Source organism: Vibrio penaeicida (genome assembly GCF_030689305.1).
In the GTDB taxonomy this organism is placed as follows: domain Bacteria; phylum Pseudomonadota; class Gammaproteobacteria; order Enterobacterales; family Vibrionaceae; genus Vibrio; species Vibrio penaeicida_B.
The window spans coordinates 126,584-143,639 of the sequence record NZ_JAUYVM010000005.1; the positions used below are offsets into that span (position 1 = coordinate 126,584).

The 17,056-nt window shown below is 42.8% G+C and carries 13 protein-coding genes; 7 read left to right on the forward strand and 6 right to left on the reverse strand.

The window, feature by feature from the left end; translation table 11 throughout:
• Nucleotides 1-105: 105 nt before the first annotated feature.
• On the forward strand, nt 106-1,929 hold the full coding sequence (locus Q8W40_RS10235) for a formylglycine-generating enzyme family protein (RefSeq protein WP_305397061.1): 1,824 nt from the start codon (nt 106-108) through the stop codon (nt 1,927-1,929).
• 138 nt (nt 1,930-2,067) lie between these two features.
• On the opposite strand, the gene Q8W40_RS10240 is transcribed toward Q8W40_RS10235, so the two are convergent.
• From Q8W40_RS10240 to Q8W40_RS10255, 4 genes are read right to left on the reverse strand one after another with little or no spacing between them, the layout of a single operon-like run.
• Nucleotides 2,068-2,937: a metal ABC transporter permease gene (locus Q8W40_RS10240; RefSeq protein WP_305397062.1), complete on the reverse strand. Its 870-nt coding sequence runs from the start codon at nt 2,935-2,937 to the stop codon at nt 2,068-2,070.
• Nucleotides 2,937-3,815, reverse strand: coding sequence for a metal ABC transporter permease (locus Q8W40_RS10245; protein ID WP_370693378.1), 879 nt, complete (start codon nt 3,813-3,815; stop codon nt 2,937-2,939). Before Q8W40_RS10245 ends, Q8W40_RS10240 begins: the two co-directional genes overlap by 1 nt.
• The gene (locus tag Q8W40_RS10250; protein ID WP_305397063.1) at nt 3,815-4,744 is read right to left on the reverse strand and encodes a metal ABC transporter ATP-binding protein; all 930 of its coding nucleotides are present in this window, start codon (nt 4,742-4,744) and stop codon (nt 3,815-3,817) included. Before Q8W40_RS10250 ends, Q8W40_RS10245 begins: the two co-directional genes overlap by 1 nt.
• Nucleotides 4,741-5,622 (reverse strand): metal ABC transporter substrate-binding protein, encoded by an 882-nt coding sequence (locus tag Q8W40_RS10255; RefSeq protein ID WP_370693379.1) that lies wholly within the window; start codon nt 5,620-5,622, stop codon nt 4,741-4,743. Before Q8W40_RS10255 ends, Q8W40_RS10250 begins: the two co-directional genes overlap by 4 nt.
• 418 nt (nt 5,623-6,040) lie before the next feature.
• On the opposite strand from Q8W40_RS10255, the gene Q8W40_RS10260 reads away from it, so the two are divergent.
• Together Q8W40_RS10260 and Q8W40_RS10265 are read left to right on the forward strand one after the other, a co-directional pair.
• Nucleotides 6,041-6,787, forward strand: coding sequence for a helix-turn-helix transcriptional regulator (locus tag Q8W40_RS10260; RefSeq protein ID WP_305397064.1), 747 nt, complete (start codon nt 6,041-6,043; stop codon nt 6,785-6,787).
• A gap of 1,070 nt (nt 6,788-7,857) precedes the next feature.
• The gene (locus Q8W40_RS10265) at nt 7,858-8,622 is read left to right on the forward strand and encodes a heparin lyase I family protein (RefSeq protein ID WP_305397065.1); all 765 of its coding nucleotides are present in this window, start codon (nt 7,858-7,860) and stop codon (nt 8,620-8,622) included.
• A 104-nt stretch (nt 8,623-8,726) separates the two neighbouring features.
• Here the strand turns inward: Q8W40_RS10265 and pdxH are convergent, their stop codons facing one another.
• The gene (pdxH, locus tag Q8W40_RS10270; RefSeq protein ID WP_305397066.1) at nt 8,727-9,362 is read right to left on the reverse strand and encodes a pyridoxamine 5'-phosphate oxidase; all 636 of its coding nucleotides are present in this window, start codon (nt 9,360-9,362) and stop codon (nt 8,727-8,729) included.
• 292 nt (nt 9,363-9,654) lie between these two features.
• Between pdxH and Q8W40_RS10275 the strand changes: the two genes are divergently transcribed.
• The 4 genes from Q8W40_RS10275 (at nt 9,655) to Q8W40_RS10290 (ending at nt 15,877) form a co-directional block, all read left to right on the forward strand.
• Nucleotides 9,655-11,046 (forward strand): HlyD family type I secretion periplasmic adaptor subunit, encoded by a 1,392-nt coding sequence (locus Q8W40_RS10275; protein WP_305397067.1) that lies wholly within the window; start codon nt 9,655-9,657, stop codon nt 11,044-11,046.
• Between the two features lie 103 nt (nt 11,047-11,149).
• Nucleotides 11,150-11,830: a transglutaminase-like cysteine peptidase gene (locus Q8W40_RS10280; protein ID WP_101111873.1), complete on the forward strand. Its 681-nt coding sequence runs from the start codon at nt 11,150-11,152 to the stop codon at nt 11,828-11,830.
• Between the two features lie 5 nt (nt 11,831-11,835).
• Nucleotides 11,836-13,746 carry a bifunctional diguanylate cyclase/phosphodiesterase gene (locus Q8W40_RS10285; protein WP_305397068.1) on the forward strand — a complete coding sequence of 637 codons (1,911 nt, stop codon included), beginning with the start codon at nt 11,836-11,838 and terminating at the stop codon, nt 13,744-13,746.
• A 19-nt stretch (nt 13,747-13,765) separates the two neighbouring features.
• A complete protein-coding gene (locus Q8W40_RS10290) occupies nt 13,766-15,877 on the forward strand; it encodes a type I secretion system permease/ATPase (protein WP_104400844.1) in 2,112 nt (703 codons plus the stop codon).
• A 98-nt stretch (nt 15,878-15,975) separates the two neighbouring features.
• Here Q8W40_RS10290 and Q8W40_RS10295 read toward each other — a convergent pair whose 3' ends face one another.
• Complete coding sequence (locus tag Q8W40_RS10295) at nt 15,976-16,932, reverse strand: NAD(P)-dependent alcohol dehydrogenase (RefSeq protein ID WP_305397069.1); 957 nt, start codon at nt 16,930-16,932, stop codon at nt 15,976-15,978.
• Nucleotides 16,933-17,056: the final 124 nt, after the last annotated feature.

A 17,056-nucleotide genomic window follows, 5' to 3' on the forward strand; every position in this document is an offset into this window, starting at 1 on the left:
CCGATTTACACGTAATTTCTTATCGCCATTTTGTTTATATCAATCTTCATTGATCGTGACAAAATGGCGCTTTAGTTAAGCAAACAACACGAATTAGAACTGAACATGAGACAAGGATTACCAGCGCTTTTGTTGGCTCTTTCACCGAGCCTGATATCAGTAACAGCATATGCTGAGGCTTTGGATATCACGAATGTTTCAAAAGCTATGAGTTCGAAGGAGGCTGAAATCCAGTCTGTCGGTACTCAGGAAACGGACATTCAGGCAGCCATTCGAAAGCTCCAAGCAGAGTTGCTGCAGGTGGAACAAGATGAAAACCGCCTTGATAACAAAAGGCTGAAAGCCAAACAAGCACTGGAAAGACAGTATGCTCGAATGCTGGATGACCCTGAGCTAGACCTTGCCTCGAGCCAAAAAGCTTATCAGGATGCGTGGGCAAAACTGAAGCAAAATCAACAGCAGCAACTTGATGTCGAGCACCAAATTCAAGAGCAGAAAATTTCCTTATCAAGTTCAAAAGCCAAAAGTGCACAACTCAACGCTGAACTTCAAGAATTAGAAGAGAGCCACTTTCGCTTGCGTGCAGATCTACTGCAAAACGAGTTAACGGTTCAAACTTCCCAAACGGTCTCTTACCTCCATAACTGTGCTCAGGATGCTACTCTGGCGCAATGTAAGGAACAAACCACAGGGTTAGCGCTTCAAAAAGCCGTTAATCAATTCCAGTCTGCATTAGTTAATAACACAACGGAAAGTGATGTAGTTAAACAGCACCTTCAGCAAACCGCATTAAATATTCATGTTGTAAGCCATCAACCGGTCAAAACAGGTTTTGTAAACGGTGGTCAGTACCAAGCAAAAATTGATGTTGCCATCGAATCGCGTCCTTCGTTAAACGCAGCCTGTCGATTACTTAATATTGATTCAGCTTACTGCTTTGACCCGAGCGAAAAGCTCGAAAAATCAAGTACGCAGAAAGAAGTAAGATGGGTAACGTTAACGGTTCGTTCGAATCAATACGACGATAGTGTGTTGATTAATGAGGTGAGCTACGGTTCAACGCCTGTCGATATAATGCTACCAACAGGTGCTCACACTGTGAGCGTCAAAAAAGAGGGCTTCAGTTCATTTAGCCGTGAAATGACGCTCAAGCAAGACGGTAACCTACGAGCGGTATTAGTTGAGAATGCTAACCTTCCCCGTTCTGGGAAAGCCTTTGCAGACCAAGTTGGTGAACCCACAGCTGCGCCACAAATGATTGTTGTTGGAGCAGGTAATTACTATGTGGGCAAGAATGGCTCTCAGCAAGTCGAGTTAACACGCGCATATTCAATTTCATCAACACCCATCACTGTTATGCAATTTGCTGCATTTGTAAACGACACGGGTTACAAAACAGTCGCAGAACAAAACAAAACCTGCTCCACAATGGAAAATAGTGTAGACGTGGAGGTTGATGGTAATTATTGGCGTCAACCCGGCTTCAAACAAAGTGATCAGTCCCCTGTTGTGTGCCTCAGTAGAAGCGATGCCCGTGCGTATGCAAAATGGCTAAGTAATAAAACAGGCTACCAATACCGCCTCCCTACGGAACAAGAATGGGAAATTGCCGCTCGTGCAGGCACGTCCAGTAATTATTGGTGGGGCGATGAGTTTGGTACTGGTAAAGCGAATACAGGTTGGGCTGGCACTAAGTGGTCAAATGTGAGCAGTTCCCCTGTCAAAGCATTCCGCCCAAATGCACTTGGTTTGTACGACATGGTGGGCAATGTTTGGGAATGGACAAATAATCGATACGGTAGCGCAAAAGGCGGTGCTTGGAGCTTTGCCCCTGCAAAAGCTTCAGCACATGAATCCTTGGAAGTCGCTCCAGAATCAACAACGAACTACATCGGGTTCCGAGTTGTTCGAATGCTCACAAAGGGTTAAGAATTTTTCTTTATCTTCACTCAGTAAAAAGGGCTTCCAAACGGAAGCCCTTTTTATATAACTGTCTGAACGAAAATAGCTAGTCTCAGCTTTGAATATACATATTCAATTAGCTGGCAACTGCATTTTAATTCCTTATTATTCGTTGCACTCCGTGCGTACTGCTAGCGGTTTCGCTTTGCCAAGGTAAGTTCGAAACTTGGCGAACGACAACGCAACAATGAAGCAGAACGCTTGAACGAGAACAATACACGCACTGGTTGCGCCATCAATATGGAAACTGATCAATGTACCCGCTAATGTCGAACCGATTGACACGGACAGCGCTATTGTCAGCATGTTGGTAAACTTTTTGGTCAATACAAAGGCTGTGATACCAGGAGAAACCAGCATTGCAACGACCATAATGACGCCTACAGCCTGAATGGTCGCGACTATGGTTAATGCCAGCATAATAAGCAAACCATAGTGTAAGAGCGTTACAGGTAAGCCAGCAACACGTGCGTGGCTCTTATCAAAGCAGTAAAGCAAGAAATCATGTCGAAATACAACCATCACACAAAAAACAATGACGGAAATAACAACCGTTTGCCAAAACTCAAAATCACTAATGCCTAGCATGTTACCAAACAAGATGTGTAACAAGTGCTGATCGGTTTCTATCTTAGCGAACATTACCAATCCAAGAGCAAACATGCCCGAGAATACAATGCCCATTACAGTATCTTCTTTCACCCGACTATTTTCTTTTATATAACCAGTCAGAAGTGCACAAGCGAGTCCAGAGACAAACGCACCAATCGGTAGCGCAATACCCACAACATAAGCCACCACAATACCAGGTAAGACTGCGTGAGAAATCGCATCGCCCATCAAAGACCAGCCTTTAAGCACCAAATAACACGATAGGATGGCACACACGCTGCCCACGGCTAAGCCAGCCCATAGCGCACGCATCATAAATGGGTATTGGAACGGCTCGATAATCCAGCTAAACAACGCTTCCATTACGCTCTCCTAGCCAATTTGCTGGCGCTGCTCAGCCGACCCAAAGCAGCAATGCGATCAGAAAATAAGCCGTACTTAGGCGCAAACAAAAACGCAAGCATGAACAATATGGTTTGAATCAAAACAATAATGCCGCCTGTCGTACCATCTAAGAAATAGCTGATATACGCACCCAGTCCACTACTCAATAGTCCAATAGTTGTGGCAATAACGAGCAACCAACCAAATCGGTCGGTCAACAGATACGCCGTAGCACCAGGAGTGATAACCATTGCAATAACAAGTACCGCCCCTACCGTTTGCAATGATGCAACTGTACAAGCGCTTAAAAGAGTGAAGAAAAGTATCTTCAATTTAACAGGAGAAAGACCAACCGATGAAGCTTGGGTTTCATCAAAAAAAACAAGCATGAGGTCTTTCCATAGCAGCCCTAGAATCACCAAAGATACGCCTGAAATAATGACAATTTGATAAAGGTCTTCGGGTCCAATACTCAGGATATTGCCGAAAATAATTGCTTGGACGTTTATGGAGGTTGGGTTAAGCGAGATCAGCAACAATCCGGCAGCAAAAAAGGTCGTAAAAATAAACCCTATAATGGCGTCTTCTTTCAAATGTGATAGTGATTTCAGCGCCGCAATACTCAAAGATGCAAGGAACCCAGAAAAGAATGCACCAACCGCGTAAGGCAACCCCAGAGCATAAGCGCCTGCTACACCAGGGACAACAGAGTGCGAAAGAGCATCACCAATAAGGGACCAACCTTTCAACATAAGAAAGGCTGAAAGAAACGCGCACACGGCCCCCACAATCGCACTCGCAAATATCGCGTTAAGCATGTATTCGTAGCTTAGGGGCTCCAATAAATATTCCAACATTACTGATCCACCTGGCTTTTTTGATCGCGATTAGGTTCGCCACTATTGGATTCATCGCGATGTTGAGCTTCGCTGATTAGAGTAGAGTCATTTCTGTTGGTTCCATAGAAAACCGCGGGTTTCTCGTGATCGGAAATGATCGTAACAGCACGGCGATCCGCATCGTTGTGCAGTTCTTCACCAGGAATGCCAACGTGTTTGAGAACCCCACCAAATGTCGCCTCTAGGTTTTGCTGAGTAAACGTTACATCTAAGGAGCCTGCAGCAATAACCGTTCTGTTTATAAACACCACTTCATTGCAATAATCTGGAATACTTCCCAAATTATGAGTGGACACTAAAATCAGATGTCCTTCAGCCCGAAGTTCTCTAAATAACTGCATAATGGCACTTTCTGTGGTGAAATCGACACCAGTAAAAGGCTCATCAAGTAATATTGTTTTGCTTTCTTGAGCCAGAGCTCTTGCCAAAAAAACACGTTTTTTCTGTCCACCGGAAAGTTCGCCAATTTGTCGTTCAGCTAACTGGCTAATTCCCATTCGGTCCATCGCTGAAGCGACTTTCGCCTTATCTGTTTTACTCGGTCGGCGAAGAAAATTCATAAACCCAAAACGACCTTGCATCACTACATCTTTAACTAGGATGGGAAAATCCCAGTCGATATCCTCACTTTGAGGTACGTAAGCCACTAAATTACTTTTTAGAGCTTTACGTATGGTCATCCCAGAGACACAAATGTCACCAGACGAGAGCTTCACAAGCCCCATGATGCTTTTAAAAAGCGTCGATTTACCACCGCCATTGATCCCAACGAGGGCACATATCGTGCCCCCGCTAAGAGAGAAATTAACGTGATTAATAGCTGTGAAGCCGTTGTTGTATGTCACACCAACGTTGGATACTTCTAAGCTGGCCGACACCGAACTCATAATTCAAATCCATCCGCTACAGTTTGTGTAGTTACTTTCAGTAAATCTAGATAGGTAGGAACAGGACCATTTTGAGTAGACAGAGAATCAACGTATAGCACACCGCCATATTTAGCATTAGTTTCTCTTACAACCTGTTTTGCAGGCTTGTCCGAAATGGTGCTTTCACTAAACACTACCGGAATTTGGTTGTCACGAATCTTATCGATAAGTGATTTAACCTGTTTTGGCGTGCCTTGCTGGTCAGCATTGATCGGCCACAAGTACGCTTCTTTTAAATCATAATCTTTCGCTAAGTAACTAAACGCACCTTCGCTGGTTACTAACCAACGTTTATCTTTTGGAATCGCACTCAATTGCTTGCGAATTGGCGCATCGAGATTCTTAACCTTTTCAGAATACGCTGCTGCATTACTATTATAGGTCGAAGCATTTACTGGGTCATGTTTTACGAGCGCTTTACGGATGTTTTCAATGTAAACAAGAGCGTTGCTTGTAGACATCCACGCATGAGGGTTGGGTTTACCTTGATAAGGACCGTCGTAAATGGAAAGTGGCGCAATTCCTTCTGTTAGCGTTACAGATGGAACACCTTCAATATTACTAAAAAAACGCTCGAACCAGCGTTCAAGGTTCATTCCGTTCCACATAACCAAGTCAGCTGATTGAGCTTTTACAATGTCTTTTGGAGTAGGCTGATAGTCATGAATTTCTGCTCCAGGTTTAGTAATAGAAACGACTTCAGCAGCATCACCAGCTACATTCTGCGCTATATCTTGAATAATGGTAAACGTAGTAACAACTTTGAAATTAGCAGTAGCCATACCTGGTACCAATATAAGGCCACACAACCCCAGCTGGGCTAAAATCTTCTTCATTTTTTCATCCTGAATCCATTAGATGCTGCAATCGTAAATGATAACTATTATCACTTCAACAAAAACACGAGTATTTAAAGCCTAAGTATCCCCTAATTACGTGCTTCAGGTGAACAATAATACGATATTTATCGTATTTAGACCGTTTTTTCCTTAAAAGGGGGGAATTCCCCCCTTTTTCAAAAAAAAATACTGTTTTATCTTAAGTGTCATAGAGTTAGATACAGTCCAGTGTATTTAACTCTCGGTATCATATTGATACCAGTTATGATCGCTTAGACCCTGAAGCCGATCATAACCTCTTCTACACGTCGACAAGATGTATCTTGTATTTTGCCAGCTCCCTCAAGCTGGCTTTTTTTTAAACAAGCCCGCTTGAACGTATAACATACGCTGTAATCTCTATTTTGAGACTGATATGATTATTAACAAGTGGCGCACTACAACAGAGCGAATATTCGTGCCTAATTCAACTCTTTTGTCTGTCCTCAATCAATTTCCGGGTTGCTGGGGCTGCAAAGATACAAACTCTAACTACGTATACGCGAGTGAATCGTTCAGTCAACTCGTAGGGTTAAACAACCATTCGGAGTGCATAGGGCTTTCGGACTTTGATATCCCTTGCCCATCAACTATCTGCGCTCTCGATTTTCAGCGGCAAGACAAGCACGTCATGGAGACTCGACAGACCTTAAAGATCTTAGACATCCATCCATATCCAGACGGAAAATGGCGGGCCCATATCTTTACCAAATCTCCATGGATAAACGAAAACGGGGAAGTCCAAGGCGTTATTTTTCACGGTCAAGAACTGGAAGATACCGCCATACTGGAAATTGGGCATTGGATTTGCCGGGCCACAGGGCAAAGCCTTAAAAGAGATGTCTACGTCAGTACCATTTGCAGTACGCCCAAAAAAATTAACCAGCGAGAATCTCAAGTTCTTTTCTTTTTGTTATACGGGAAGAAACCTCAATTCATTTCAAACGCTATGAACATTTCGGTGAAAACAGTAGAAGGACACGTTGCTCGGTTAAGGAACAAATTTGGAGCGAGAACAAAAAGTGAACTTATAGACCTAGCTTTAGATGAGGGGTTTGGCTCCATTATTCCTGAAAGCTTGTTGAATACGCAGATATCCGTTGTGCTTAGCCAAGTTACATAGGCAACGCTTCGCTTCAAACCGTTAGATCCATCTTGGCAATTTGTATTTTTAGCCAAATAGAAAAGATATCGAAATCCATTCAAAATACGAATAATTATTAAATAACAATAACTTAATAAAATAATACCTATTAAGAAGTATCATCCGATAAATAAGTAGGACTTTTAAGGAAATCTGCAGCGTACGATGTATTAAAAATGTAAACAGTTCTACACATTTAAAAATAACACCCCTAAAAGCTCGTTGACCTGTATATTTAGCTCAGACCACATTAGCCCACCACATTTTCCCTACACAAACATTTACAAACACAAAACAAAATTGAAGCACAATTCGATACCTTAATTGATTAATAATGGTCAATTAGCGTCTTTTTCTACTCGAAACCCTTAAATGTAATATTTATTTACACTTAGAAGTTAAAGTTCCAAAAAACTCACCTAACCCTTTATTAAACATACTAATACCCATTCTTATTGAGCTAATTGAAAAACAATAAGATTCACTATTAATTCACATAAAACATATGATTTGAGCTATATATTAAACTTTGACCCTTTAGAATAATAAATATAAGGCAAATCCAATATAAACATTAAATATCAATAAATTAAACAACAAAAACACATCAATAATCATGATGTATTTGCTTTATTTTACTCTAGTAAATTATTTTATGGAATGAAGATCAAATCTTTGTTTTTGATTTTGTACAAATATCATTGTGAGCCTTTTAGAAATTTTTCTATGCAAAAATAAACTTTATTATTCTCGTTGTGGACAAGAGAGGAACGAGACAGTAGTTCCGAACTTAATGTAATAACTTATTTGATGTACTTAAAAATTGGATTGTTATCGCTACATATAAAAGCCAAAAAATAGTTAGTTTTTAAAATCAATAAACATTAACCATTTAATATTATTGATTTTAACTTACAAAAACACAGAATTTTAATGTTAGAAATCTGTTTTATCTATTAAACATTTATTTCTCTTTGAGAAATAAGCGGGCTCTCTATGTCGCAATTACTTGAAAATTAAATTTATTTCTTTTTACGAGTGGGTGAATAATGATGAAAACTTTAACTTTATTATTAGTTGGAAGTGTATTTTCGGTAAGTGCGCAAGCGGCAAACATGTGGAAAACTGTATACGAACAGCTTGATTTAGGTGGACTAAAGACACCAAATGAAAAAGTTCATATAGAATGTCATTTCGACCTGCTCTCGGTGAACCTAACCAAAGATCATGACGTTACAAAATTAAAAATGAACAAAGCTCCAAACCGCAAACGTTGTGAGTTTGCAATAAAGGATGTCGTTAAGCGTGATACCCCGTTTAAATTCTCTTTTGATTTCAAGACTAACGACAACTTTGCTCACTATAGCCAATGGCACAGCTACTTCCAGCTACATTCAGTACCAGATCAAGGTGAAGCGTGGCGCTGTCCAATCATGGCTCTTGAGTCTATAAACGGCACTTTGAGAATGTTCAACCGTTGGGATGAAAACCAAATATCAGTGACGAAGAATGGGACATGTGGCGGTACTGGTAACTCAATCGAATACAGAAAGCTATTCAGCGATTACTACTACGAAGCAGACAGTTGGTATAATGTAGAAATCAGTGGTGAACTTTCTCATAACAAAGATGCATGCTTAACTGTAAAAATTAACGATGAGGTGCTATCCGATGTATGCGGTCCAAACACATTCAACGATATTCAAAAGCCTTACATCAAGTTCGGTATCTACAAACCAACTTCATGGGAAGTGGATAACGAAGAAATTGAATTAAGTGTTAAAAACATTCGTTATCACGAGCTAGCCAACTAAAAAGACATTTAAAAACACAACGCCGCACTGACTTACAGTGCGGCGTTTTTTTATGTTTTATACTCAAACGACATTTTTAAGCAGCATGAGTATATTGAAACTCATTATGGCGCAAGTCGGTCTATCGACCACTCATCATCATCGCGTGAAAATAAGAAGCGATCATGAAGGCGGTGTTCGCCACCTTGCCAAAACTCCATGCTTTCCGGCTTCACTCGAAAACCACCCCAAAACGTTGGAACGGGAATTTCACCATTCTCAAACTGTTTTTTCACTTCCATATACTTGCTTATCAGCATGCTACGGGCAGATAATCGGCTACTTTGTTTACTGGCAATGGCGGCAATTTGGCTCTCTTTAGGCCTGGAACTGAAATATTTCATGTTCTCCATTGCTGTTAGCTTTTGAGCGACACCTGTCACATGCACTTGTCGTTCTAATGGGTGCCAAGGGAAGTGAAGACTGATCTTACTGTGATTATCGAGGTGTTGCGCCTTACGGCTACCTAAGTTGGTGTAAAATACAAATCCCTCTTTATCGACACTTTTCAACAACACAATTCTTTGGAAAGGCATGCCGTTTTCATCAACGGTCGCTACTGTCATCGCCGTCGGATCGGTCAATCCGGCGTCTACTGCTTGCTGAAGCCATAAATTAAATTGATCAATCGGATCAGATTTCAAATCTCGACGCCTTAAGCCGTCTTTTGTGTATTCACGGCGAATATCTGAAAGTTCCATTTCGACTCCTTCTGGTTTCCGATGATTTTGCGCCTAAGGATATGGGAACTCAAGTCATTTTTCTTTCTGTTTTTCTATCCGCTATACGAATCCATCGAATTTAAAAACAAGCATTTTGAGGTAACTATCTGCCGCCTTGATATGTGAATATATTTAGCTGAGGTATAATTAAATGAACAACTTAACAATTTATTCATCAAATCCGAAGATTCACAAGCGTTAGCATGAAAATTGCTTCAAGATAAAACACACAAATTTTTGTTGACCGTCTGATTTGTTGCAAGGGAAATACATGGACACCAAGAGCCTGAAAAAGCTGGACTCGAAAGAACTAGACTACGTGGATGATAAAACAGCCGCTTTACTTCTGAATACGCCAAGTAGTGCTAGAATTCTTCTTTGGGTGGTAGTGCTGTTTTTTGCTATTGCCATTGGGTGGGCTGCTTGGGCACAAATTGATAAAGTAACCGTTGGTCAAGGTAAGGTGATCCCCTCTTCACAACTACAGGTGGTTCAAAACCTTGAAGGGGGATTGGTTAAGAAAATCCTTGTTCATGAAGGTGAGATGGTAGAAAAAGGGCAACAGCTTCTTCTGATTGATGACACGAGGTTTCGTTCTGATTTTCGCGAAAGAGAACAGCAAGTTACTAACCTGACTGCCAATGTACTGCAATTATCCGCATCCATCGCGAGTATTAAAATCCGTGAAGATTTAGACTCAGATAACTGGCAAGGCAGTGTTGTTATCGAAAACGATAAACTGATCTTCCCAGAACAGCTGGCTGAAAACGATCCTCAATTGGTTGCGCGCCAATTTGCAGAATATCGTCAAGACCTCAATAATCTTAAAAATCAGGTATCCGTTCTTGATCAACAAGTAGAACAGAAACTTCAAGACCTCGTTGAAATCAAAGCTCGAGTGACCAACCTTCAGCGTAGCTACGATTTTGCTAAAAAAGAACTCGATATTACGAAGCCATTGGCAACAGAAGGCATCGTTCCTCGAATCGAGTTGCTAAAATTGGAACGACAACTCAACGATACGGGGCGAGAGCTCACATCTACTGAACTTAAAGTACCCGTGTTAACCTCCGCCATCCGCGAAGCTATTTTAAGCCGAATAGATGCCGCCCTAAAATTTCGTTCCGAACAACAAGAAAAACTCAACCAAGCACAAGACAAATTGTCATCGCTGACCGAATCAACGGTTGGGCTTGAAGACCGAGTGAACCGAACCATTGTCGTATCCCCTGTTACTGGCACAATTAAAAAAATGCACACAAATACCGTAGGTGGCGTTATTCAACCTGGTATGGATTTAGTGGAAATTGTCCCAACCGAGGACACTCTGCTGGTCGAAGCAAAGATTGCCCCACAAGATATTGCCTTTTTAAGACCCGGTCTGCCTGCTATCGTTAAATTCAGTGCTTATGACTTTACTCGATACGGAGGGCTTGAAGGCATTTTGGAACACATCAGTGCTGATACCATCCAAGATGAAGAAGGCAACAGCTTTTACCTTGTTCGTGTACGGACTTTACAAGACAGTTTTGGTCATTCAGAACAGCTCCCAATCATTCCGGGGATGACGACCTCGGTCGATATAATAACGGGCAAACGTTCTGTTCTGGATTATCTATTGAAGCCTATTTCACGCGCCCAACAAACGGCTTTGCGTGAATAAACCGGGGATTACATTGAATGCGATTCGGAGGAAACCATTGTCCTTTACCAACAATTTGGCTCGTAACATTACCTCAAACACTCAGTGAACCGTCCTGATTTTGATGGCGATTAACCGAATAAAAACAGGCGCATTATTGATGTGCCTGTTGTCACTTCCATTCACGTCAGTAGCTCTAAATACGAAAGAGCAGCGCTGGGTAGAGGCTGTTCGAGGCACATACGGTGATCGCGCAGCGAAGCGTGTTACTGCTTGGCGTAATGGCATTGCCGACTACCACAATTTGAAAGAAAAAGATCAACTTGAAGCCGTCAACAATTTCTTTAATCAGATGAATTTTGTCGACGACATAAACCTGTGGGGACGGAAAGACTATTGGGCAACACCCCTAGAATTTCTAGGAAGCGCTGGTGGGGACTGTGAAGATTTCACAATTGCGAAGTATTTCTCATTGCTTGAGCTCGGCGTCCCAGATAAGAAGCTCCGCTTAGTGTACGTTAAAGCGATTGAATTAAATCAATTTCACATGGTTCTGGCCTATTACCGAACGCCAAGTTCGCAGCCTCTGATTTTGGATAACTTAATTGCAGACATTAAACCAGCATCGAAGCGCAGAGACTTACTGCCTATCTACAGTTTTAACGGTAAAAACCTATGGCTAATGAAAGAAAAAGCCAGTGGTAAGTTAGCAGGAAAATCCTCTCGCTTGAGCTTATGGAACGATTTACGCTCACGCGAACAAAAATTGAAATTAAATAAACCCATTATTAATTATGATGAGTAAGCACCATGACACTATATAGACAGCTAGTCGCTTGGATGTTGGCAGTATTTCTACTGTTAATAACCTCGGTCTTTGCGATTGAGTTTAACACCACACGGAATTTCTTAGAGCAAGCGCAACGCTCTGAGGTGAACAACACCATCAACACCGTCGGTCTCGCGTTAGCGCCTTATCTTGAAAACCAGGATGAAGTTGCCGTGGAGTCGGTTATAAACGCCTTGTTTGATGGCAGCTCATATTCCGCAGTCAGGCTCATCTTCCTTAGTAACGACAAGGAAATAGTTCGAACCTACCCTATTAAGAATCACGACATTCCTGACTGGTTCACGAATTTGGATTTGTTTAGAACAATTCACGATCGTCGAGTCGTGACCAGCGGGTGGCTCCAATTGGCAGAAGTGGAAATCATCAGCCATCCGGGCGATGCCTACTTCCAACTTTGGCAGGCTCTTACCAGCTTAGTCACACTATTTACAGGAATATTCATCATTGGTGCGGTGGTGATTTCTGCGGTAGTGAGACGCGCATTAACCCCGCTAACACTCATCATTCAGAAAATGAAAGAAGTCGCCAACAATCACTTTGGTGAACCACTTGAGCGCCCACAAACTCGAGACTTGATTGCCGTCGTCGATGGTATTAATGCCATGTCTGCCCAAGTTGAAAAAAGCTTTAAAGCGCAAGCAAGAGAAGCCCAACAGTTACGTGAAAGAGCGTACATGGATCCTGTATCACATCTGGGTAACCGTTCATTCTTCATTGGTCAGCTAAACACATGGTTAAGCGAATCCGCAATAGGCGGTGTGGCTATCTTGCAAGCAACCTTTATAAAAGAAGCGTACGACGATGAAGGCTACGAAATTGGTGACAGCCTCGTTAAAGAGTTGGCAGACTTGCTTAGAGCGACGACCTCGTCTCCAGATGTCACCATAGCACGTATCAATACCGCAGAATTTGGTTTCATCCTCCCTAACTTAGAGGAAAGTGAATTGCGCATGGTGTCGGAAAGCATCATGAACTATACCCAAGATATTCGACCAGATCCGACAGGTACCGCGCCATCCGCCGCTTTCTTAGGCGTGGTGTACAATGAAAACCGCAAGAATACGACTGAGATTCTGTCACTCGTCGATAACGCATTGTCGAAAGCACACGCGCATCCAGAGAAAACATACGGTCTCGTTACTGATGAACAAAACCATGTCCTACTTGGTAAACAGCAGTGGCGTACTTTGGTTGAAGAAGCCATCAGTAATCAATGGGTTGAATTTAAGTTACAGACTGCAAATACGACAACAGGAGCAACGTATCACCGAGAGGTTTTCTCTGCTATTGAGAAAAATGGTGAGCGCTTCACCGCCAACCAATATCTTTTTGCTTTAGAGCAGTTAAATGCCGGTCACATCTTTGACCAATACGTTATCGTAGCCATGCTAGATAAGCTTCGTAGCCGAGAGGTCACGGATACATTAGCAATTAACTTAACCATCAGCAGTGTGACCGAGCCAAGCTTTATTCGTTGGTTAACTCAAACGCTGACTAAGAACGGTGCGCTCGCAAGTAAACTGCATTTTGAGATTCCTGAATCCTGCTTCATCAACCACCAGCACCACACCGCTTTAATTTGTCATGCTATTCGCAGCGCTGGAGCGGATTTTGGTGTGGATAATTACGGTCGTCATTTCCACTCTTTGGAATACATCAATGAATTTAGACCAGCTTACGTCAAGCTGGATTACCTTTACACCCACCAAATTGATGATGAGAAGCAGAAGTACACACTTACTTCAATTTCTCGAACTGCGCATAACCTTGGTATAAAAACCATCGCTTCGCGTGTAGAAACACAAGCACAGCTGGATTTTCTTTCTGAGCACTTTATTGAAGCATTCCAAGGCTTCATTGTTGATAAATAAGTTTTAAGGTCTATCAAGGATGCAAGATCCGTTGTTGAACTCGCTGGTGTACATTAGCCGTTACTATGGCATGTCGAATTCACCAGAAGCACTCGTAAGTGGCCTACCGTTAGCAGACGGTAAGCTGACACCGTTCCTCTTTCCCCGCTCAGCAGAAAGAGCGGGGTTAGTTGCCCGTGAAAATCGCACTGAATTTGAAGGAATACCAGAACTTATTCTGCCAGCAGTCTTGCTTCTTAAAGGGGGAGACGCTTGTGTACTGGTGAGCATTAACCGCGAAACACAAGAAGCGGAAGTGGTGACATCAGATTCCCACCTAATGCCAATTTCGCTGCCTCTTGAGGAATTGAAGCAGCTGTATACAGGGCGCTACTTTCTAGTTAAAAAGCAATTTCGCTACGACGAACGCTCTCCAGAAGTACTGAAACCACGTGATGGTCATTGGTTTTGGAGCACCTTGCTGGAATCCAAACACATCTACCGCGATGTATTAATTGCTTCCATTCTGATCAACCTGTTTGCCATTGCCGCCCCTATGTTTACGCGATTGGTATACGACAAAGTGGTGCCTAACCTTGCGTTCGAATCCCTGTGGGTATTAGCGTCTGGTATTTTTGTTGTCTTCCTTTTCGACTTTCTTCTTAAGCTGCTGCGAAGTTACTTCATTGATGTTGCGGGAAAGAAATCCGATATTCTGATTTCATCGAAATTATTCAGCAAAGTCATGGGTATTCGAATGGAGTCACGCCCAGCCTCTGTGGGCGCATTTGCAAGACACTTACAAGAATTTGAATCGATCCGAGAGTTTTTTACCTCTGCGACTGTCTCTTCATTGATCGACCTCCCATTTGCTTTGCTGTTTTTGGTAGTCATTTGGTTAGTGGCTGGGAACTTGGTGATCGTGCCTATAGTCGGAATCCTTATTCTGATCATTCATTCAATGCTTATCCAAGGCCCTTTGAGAAAGAGCATCGAAGAAGGATCGCGTTTAGCTTCACAAAAATACGCCAACCTTATCGAAAGCCTTGCAGGGCTAGAAACCGTCAAAGTTTTTGGTGCGCAAAGCCAATTCCAATACCGCTGGGAAGAAGCGGTAGCGCATATGGCAAACTGGAATATCAAAAGCCGTCGTATTACCGATTCGATTCAAAACGCGGCGGGTTTTATTCAGCAAACGGCAAATGTCGGCATGATCATTGTGGGTGTATACCTGATTGCGGAAGGTGAGCTGAGTATGGGTGGGTTAATCGCCGCCACTATGCTGAGCGGACGTGCTGTCGGTCCTCTCGTGCAACTTTCGCTGCTTTCTACCCGATACAACCAAGCCAAATCTTCTATGACCATCATCGAACAAGTGATGTCTATGCCCGAGGAGCAAGAGGAAGGAAAGCGTTATATCCATCGGCCAATCATTCAAGGAAAGATTGAGCTCGACCGCGTGACATTTCACTATCCAGACTCCGATCTCGCTTCAGTTCGAGACGTGAGTATCTGCATCAATCCGGGTGAAAAAGTGGCGATCATTGGTCGTATTGGTTCTGGTAAAACAACGATAGAGCGCCTCATTATGGGACTCTACCAGCCCACTGAAGGCAATGTCCGAATAGACGATACGGATATCGCGCAGCTGCACCACGCTGATGTACGCCGCAACATTGGTTGTGTACCGCAAGATATCACTCTGTTCTTTGGCTCAATTAGAGACAACATTACACTTGGTCAACCTTTAGTGGATGACAGAGAAGTACTGGATGCGGCAAACCGAGGTGGTGTCACCGTATTTACTCAACAAGACCCAGCTGGGCTCGAAAGGCAGGTAGGTGAAGGTGGCCTTCTACTGTCTGGCGGTCAGCGTCAATCCGTTGCCATATCGCGAGCGTTCCTTGGCAGACCTCCGGTTCTACTCATGGATGAACCAACCAGTTCTATGGATAACCGTTCCGAAATGCACATCAAACATCAGCTTGTTAATCTGAAAAAGAGCGAGACACTGATTTTGATTACGCACAAAACCTCAATGCTCGATGTCGTAGATCGTGTGATTGTAATGGAAAAAGGGGCAGTAATCGCCGACGGACCGAAAGAGCAAGTTCTCAACAGCTTAAAACAAGGTCGTGTGAAAGCATCATAGTGCTGAGCCTACAGCATATACTGATGCCAACATCTATTTGTGAATTCAGCCCTCTCTAACCGAGAGGGCTTTTTTAATTTAATCTATACCCTGCATCATCACAATTTAACAACCACACTTCCTGCTTTGCGCCCTTCTTCCACACGACGATGAGCTTCCACCAACTTGTCGAATTCGAAAATCGAATCAATAACTGGGTTTAATTTATCGGTCTCAATCAGCGTTTTTATCTGATTCATGTCACTCTTTGTTTCGATAGCTAAACCACACACAACTTTTCTTCGCCCCCATATTCTCGTAGTCAGCATGCGATAAAAGTCAGTAAGACCACCTGATGCAGCAAGCCAAATTCCATCATTAGTGAGCAGATGCTTACAAGCTGAAAAATTAAGATTACCAACCGTATCATATATAATGTCGAATTCGCCGGATCTATCTTCAACCGCCCTTTCCGTGTAATCCCAAACATCGTGAGCACCAAGGGATTGGACGAGCGCTTTCTTTGCTAACTGGCATACGGCGGTCACTTCCATGCCTTTGTTTACCGCAATCTGAATACCGTAGCTACCCAGCGCGCCACCAGCACCATTAATAAGAATGCGCAAGTTCGGTCTTGCTGAAACCCGATGATGCAAAAAATACCAGGAAGCGGTCGCTCCAAAGGGAATGGATGCCGCTTGTTCAAAGGTTAAACTTGAAGGCATATGCGTTACGGCAGCCGATTCATCGAGCAGTAAATACTCGGCATGTGCCCCCATTTCTGTTCCAGTGCCACCAAATACGCAGTCTCCAGTATTAAATTGGGTCACTGACTCCCCGATCGCCGCTATCTCCCCAGAAAACTCCGTTCCGAGTACTTGTTTCTTGGGTGTGAAAATGCCATTAAACAAGCGCACAGCCCATGGGTCAGCTTTACGCATCCGAACATCAGCCGATGACACCGTTGTTGCCCGTACTTTAATCAAAATCTGATGTTTTTCTACAACGGGAATATCCAAATCCTTTGTTTGTAATACATCTGCATCACCGTACCGCTCATATACCATAGCTTTCATTATCTATCTTCCTAGCTCATTCACTCGCCTCACTTTAAAACGACAAAGAATCCTTAACTTGATAGTTTGTGCGGTACTGGTTACTTTTTTACTGGAGTCACAACTTGGCTCTGGTCAGGGTTTG

Bases quoted from the DNA above. Each gene is read 5' to 3' on its own strand.
- Q8W40_RS10240 (WP_305397062.1), bottom strand. From the start codon at position 2,937: ATGGAAGCGTTGTTTAGCTGGATTATCGAGCCGTTCCAATACCCATTT.
- Q8W40_RS10260 (WP_305397064.1), top strand. From the start codon at position 6,041: ATGATTATTAACAAGTGGCGCACTACAACAGAGCGAATATTCGTGCCT.
- Q8W40_RS10235 (WP_305397061.1), top strand. From the start codon at position 106: ATGAGACAAGGATTACCAGCGCTTTTGTTGGCTCTTTCACCGAGCCTG.
- Q8W40_RS10265 (WP_305397065.1), top strand. From the start codon at position 7,858: ATGATGAAAACTTTAACTTTATTATTAGTTGGAAGTGTATTTTCGGTA.
- Q8W40_RS10275 (WP_305397067.1), top strand. From the start codon at position 9,655: ATGGACACCAAGAGCCTGAAAAAGCTGGACTCGAAAGAACTAGACTAC.
- pdxH (WP_305397066.1), bottom strand. From the start codon at position 9,362: ATGGAACTTTCAGATATTCGCCGTGAATACACAAAAGACGGCTTAAGG.
- Q8W40_RS10290 (WP_104400844.1), top strand. From the start codon at position 13,766: ATGCAAGATCCGTTGTTGAACTCGCTGGTGTACATTAGCCGTTACTAT.
- Q8W40_RS10280 (WP_101111873.1), top strand. From the start codon at position 11,150: ATGGCGATTAACCGAATAAAAACAGGCGCATTATTGATGTGCCTGTTG.
- Q8W40_RS10245 (WP_370693378.1), bottom strand. From the start codon at position 3,815: ATGTTGGAATATTTATTGGAGCCCCTAAGCTACGAATACATGCTTAAC.
- Q8W40_RS10250 (WP_305397063.1), bottom strand. From the start codon at position 4,744: ATGAGTTCGGTGTCGGCCAGCTTAGAAGTATCCAACGTTGGTGTGACA.
- Q8W40_RS10255 (WP_370693379.1), bottom strand. From the start codon at position 5,622: ATGAAGAAGATTTTAGCCCAGCTGGGGTTGTGTGGCCTTATATTGGTA.
- Q8W40_RS10295 (WP_305397069.1), bottom strand. From the start codon at position 16,932: ATGAAAGCTATGGTATATGAGCGGTACGGTGATGCAGATGTATTACAA.
- Q8W40_RS10285 (WP_305397068.1), top strand. From the start codon at position 11,836: ATGACACTATATAGACAGCTAGTCGCTTGGATGTTGGCAGTATTTCTA.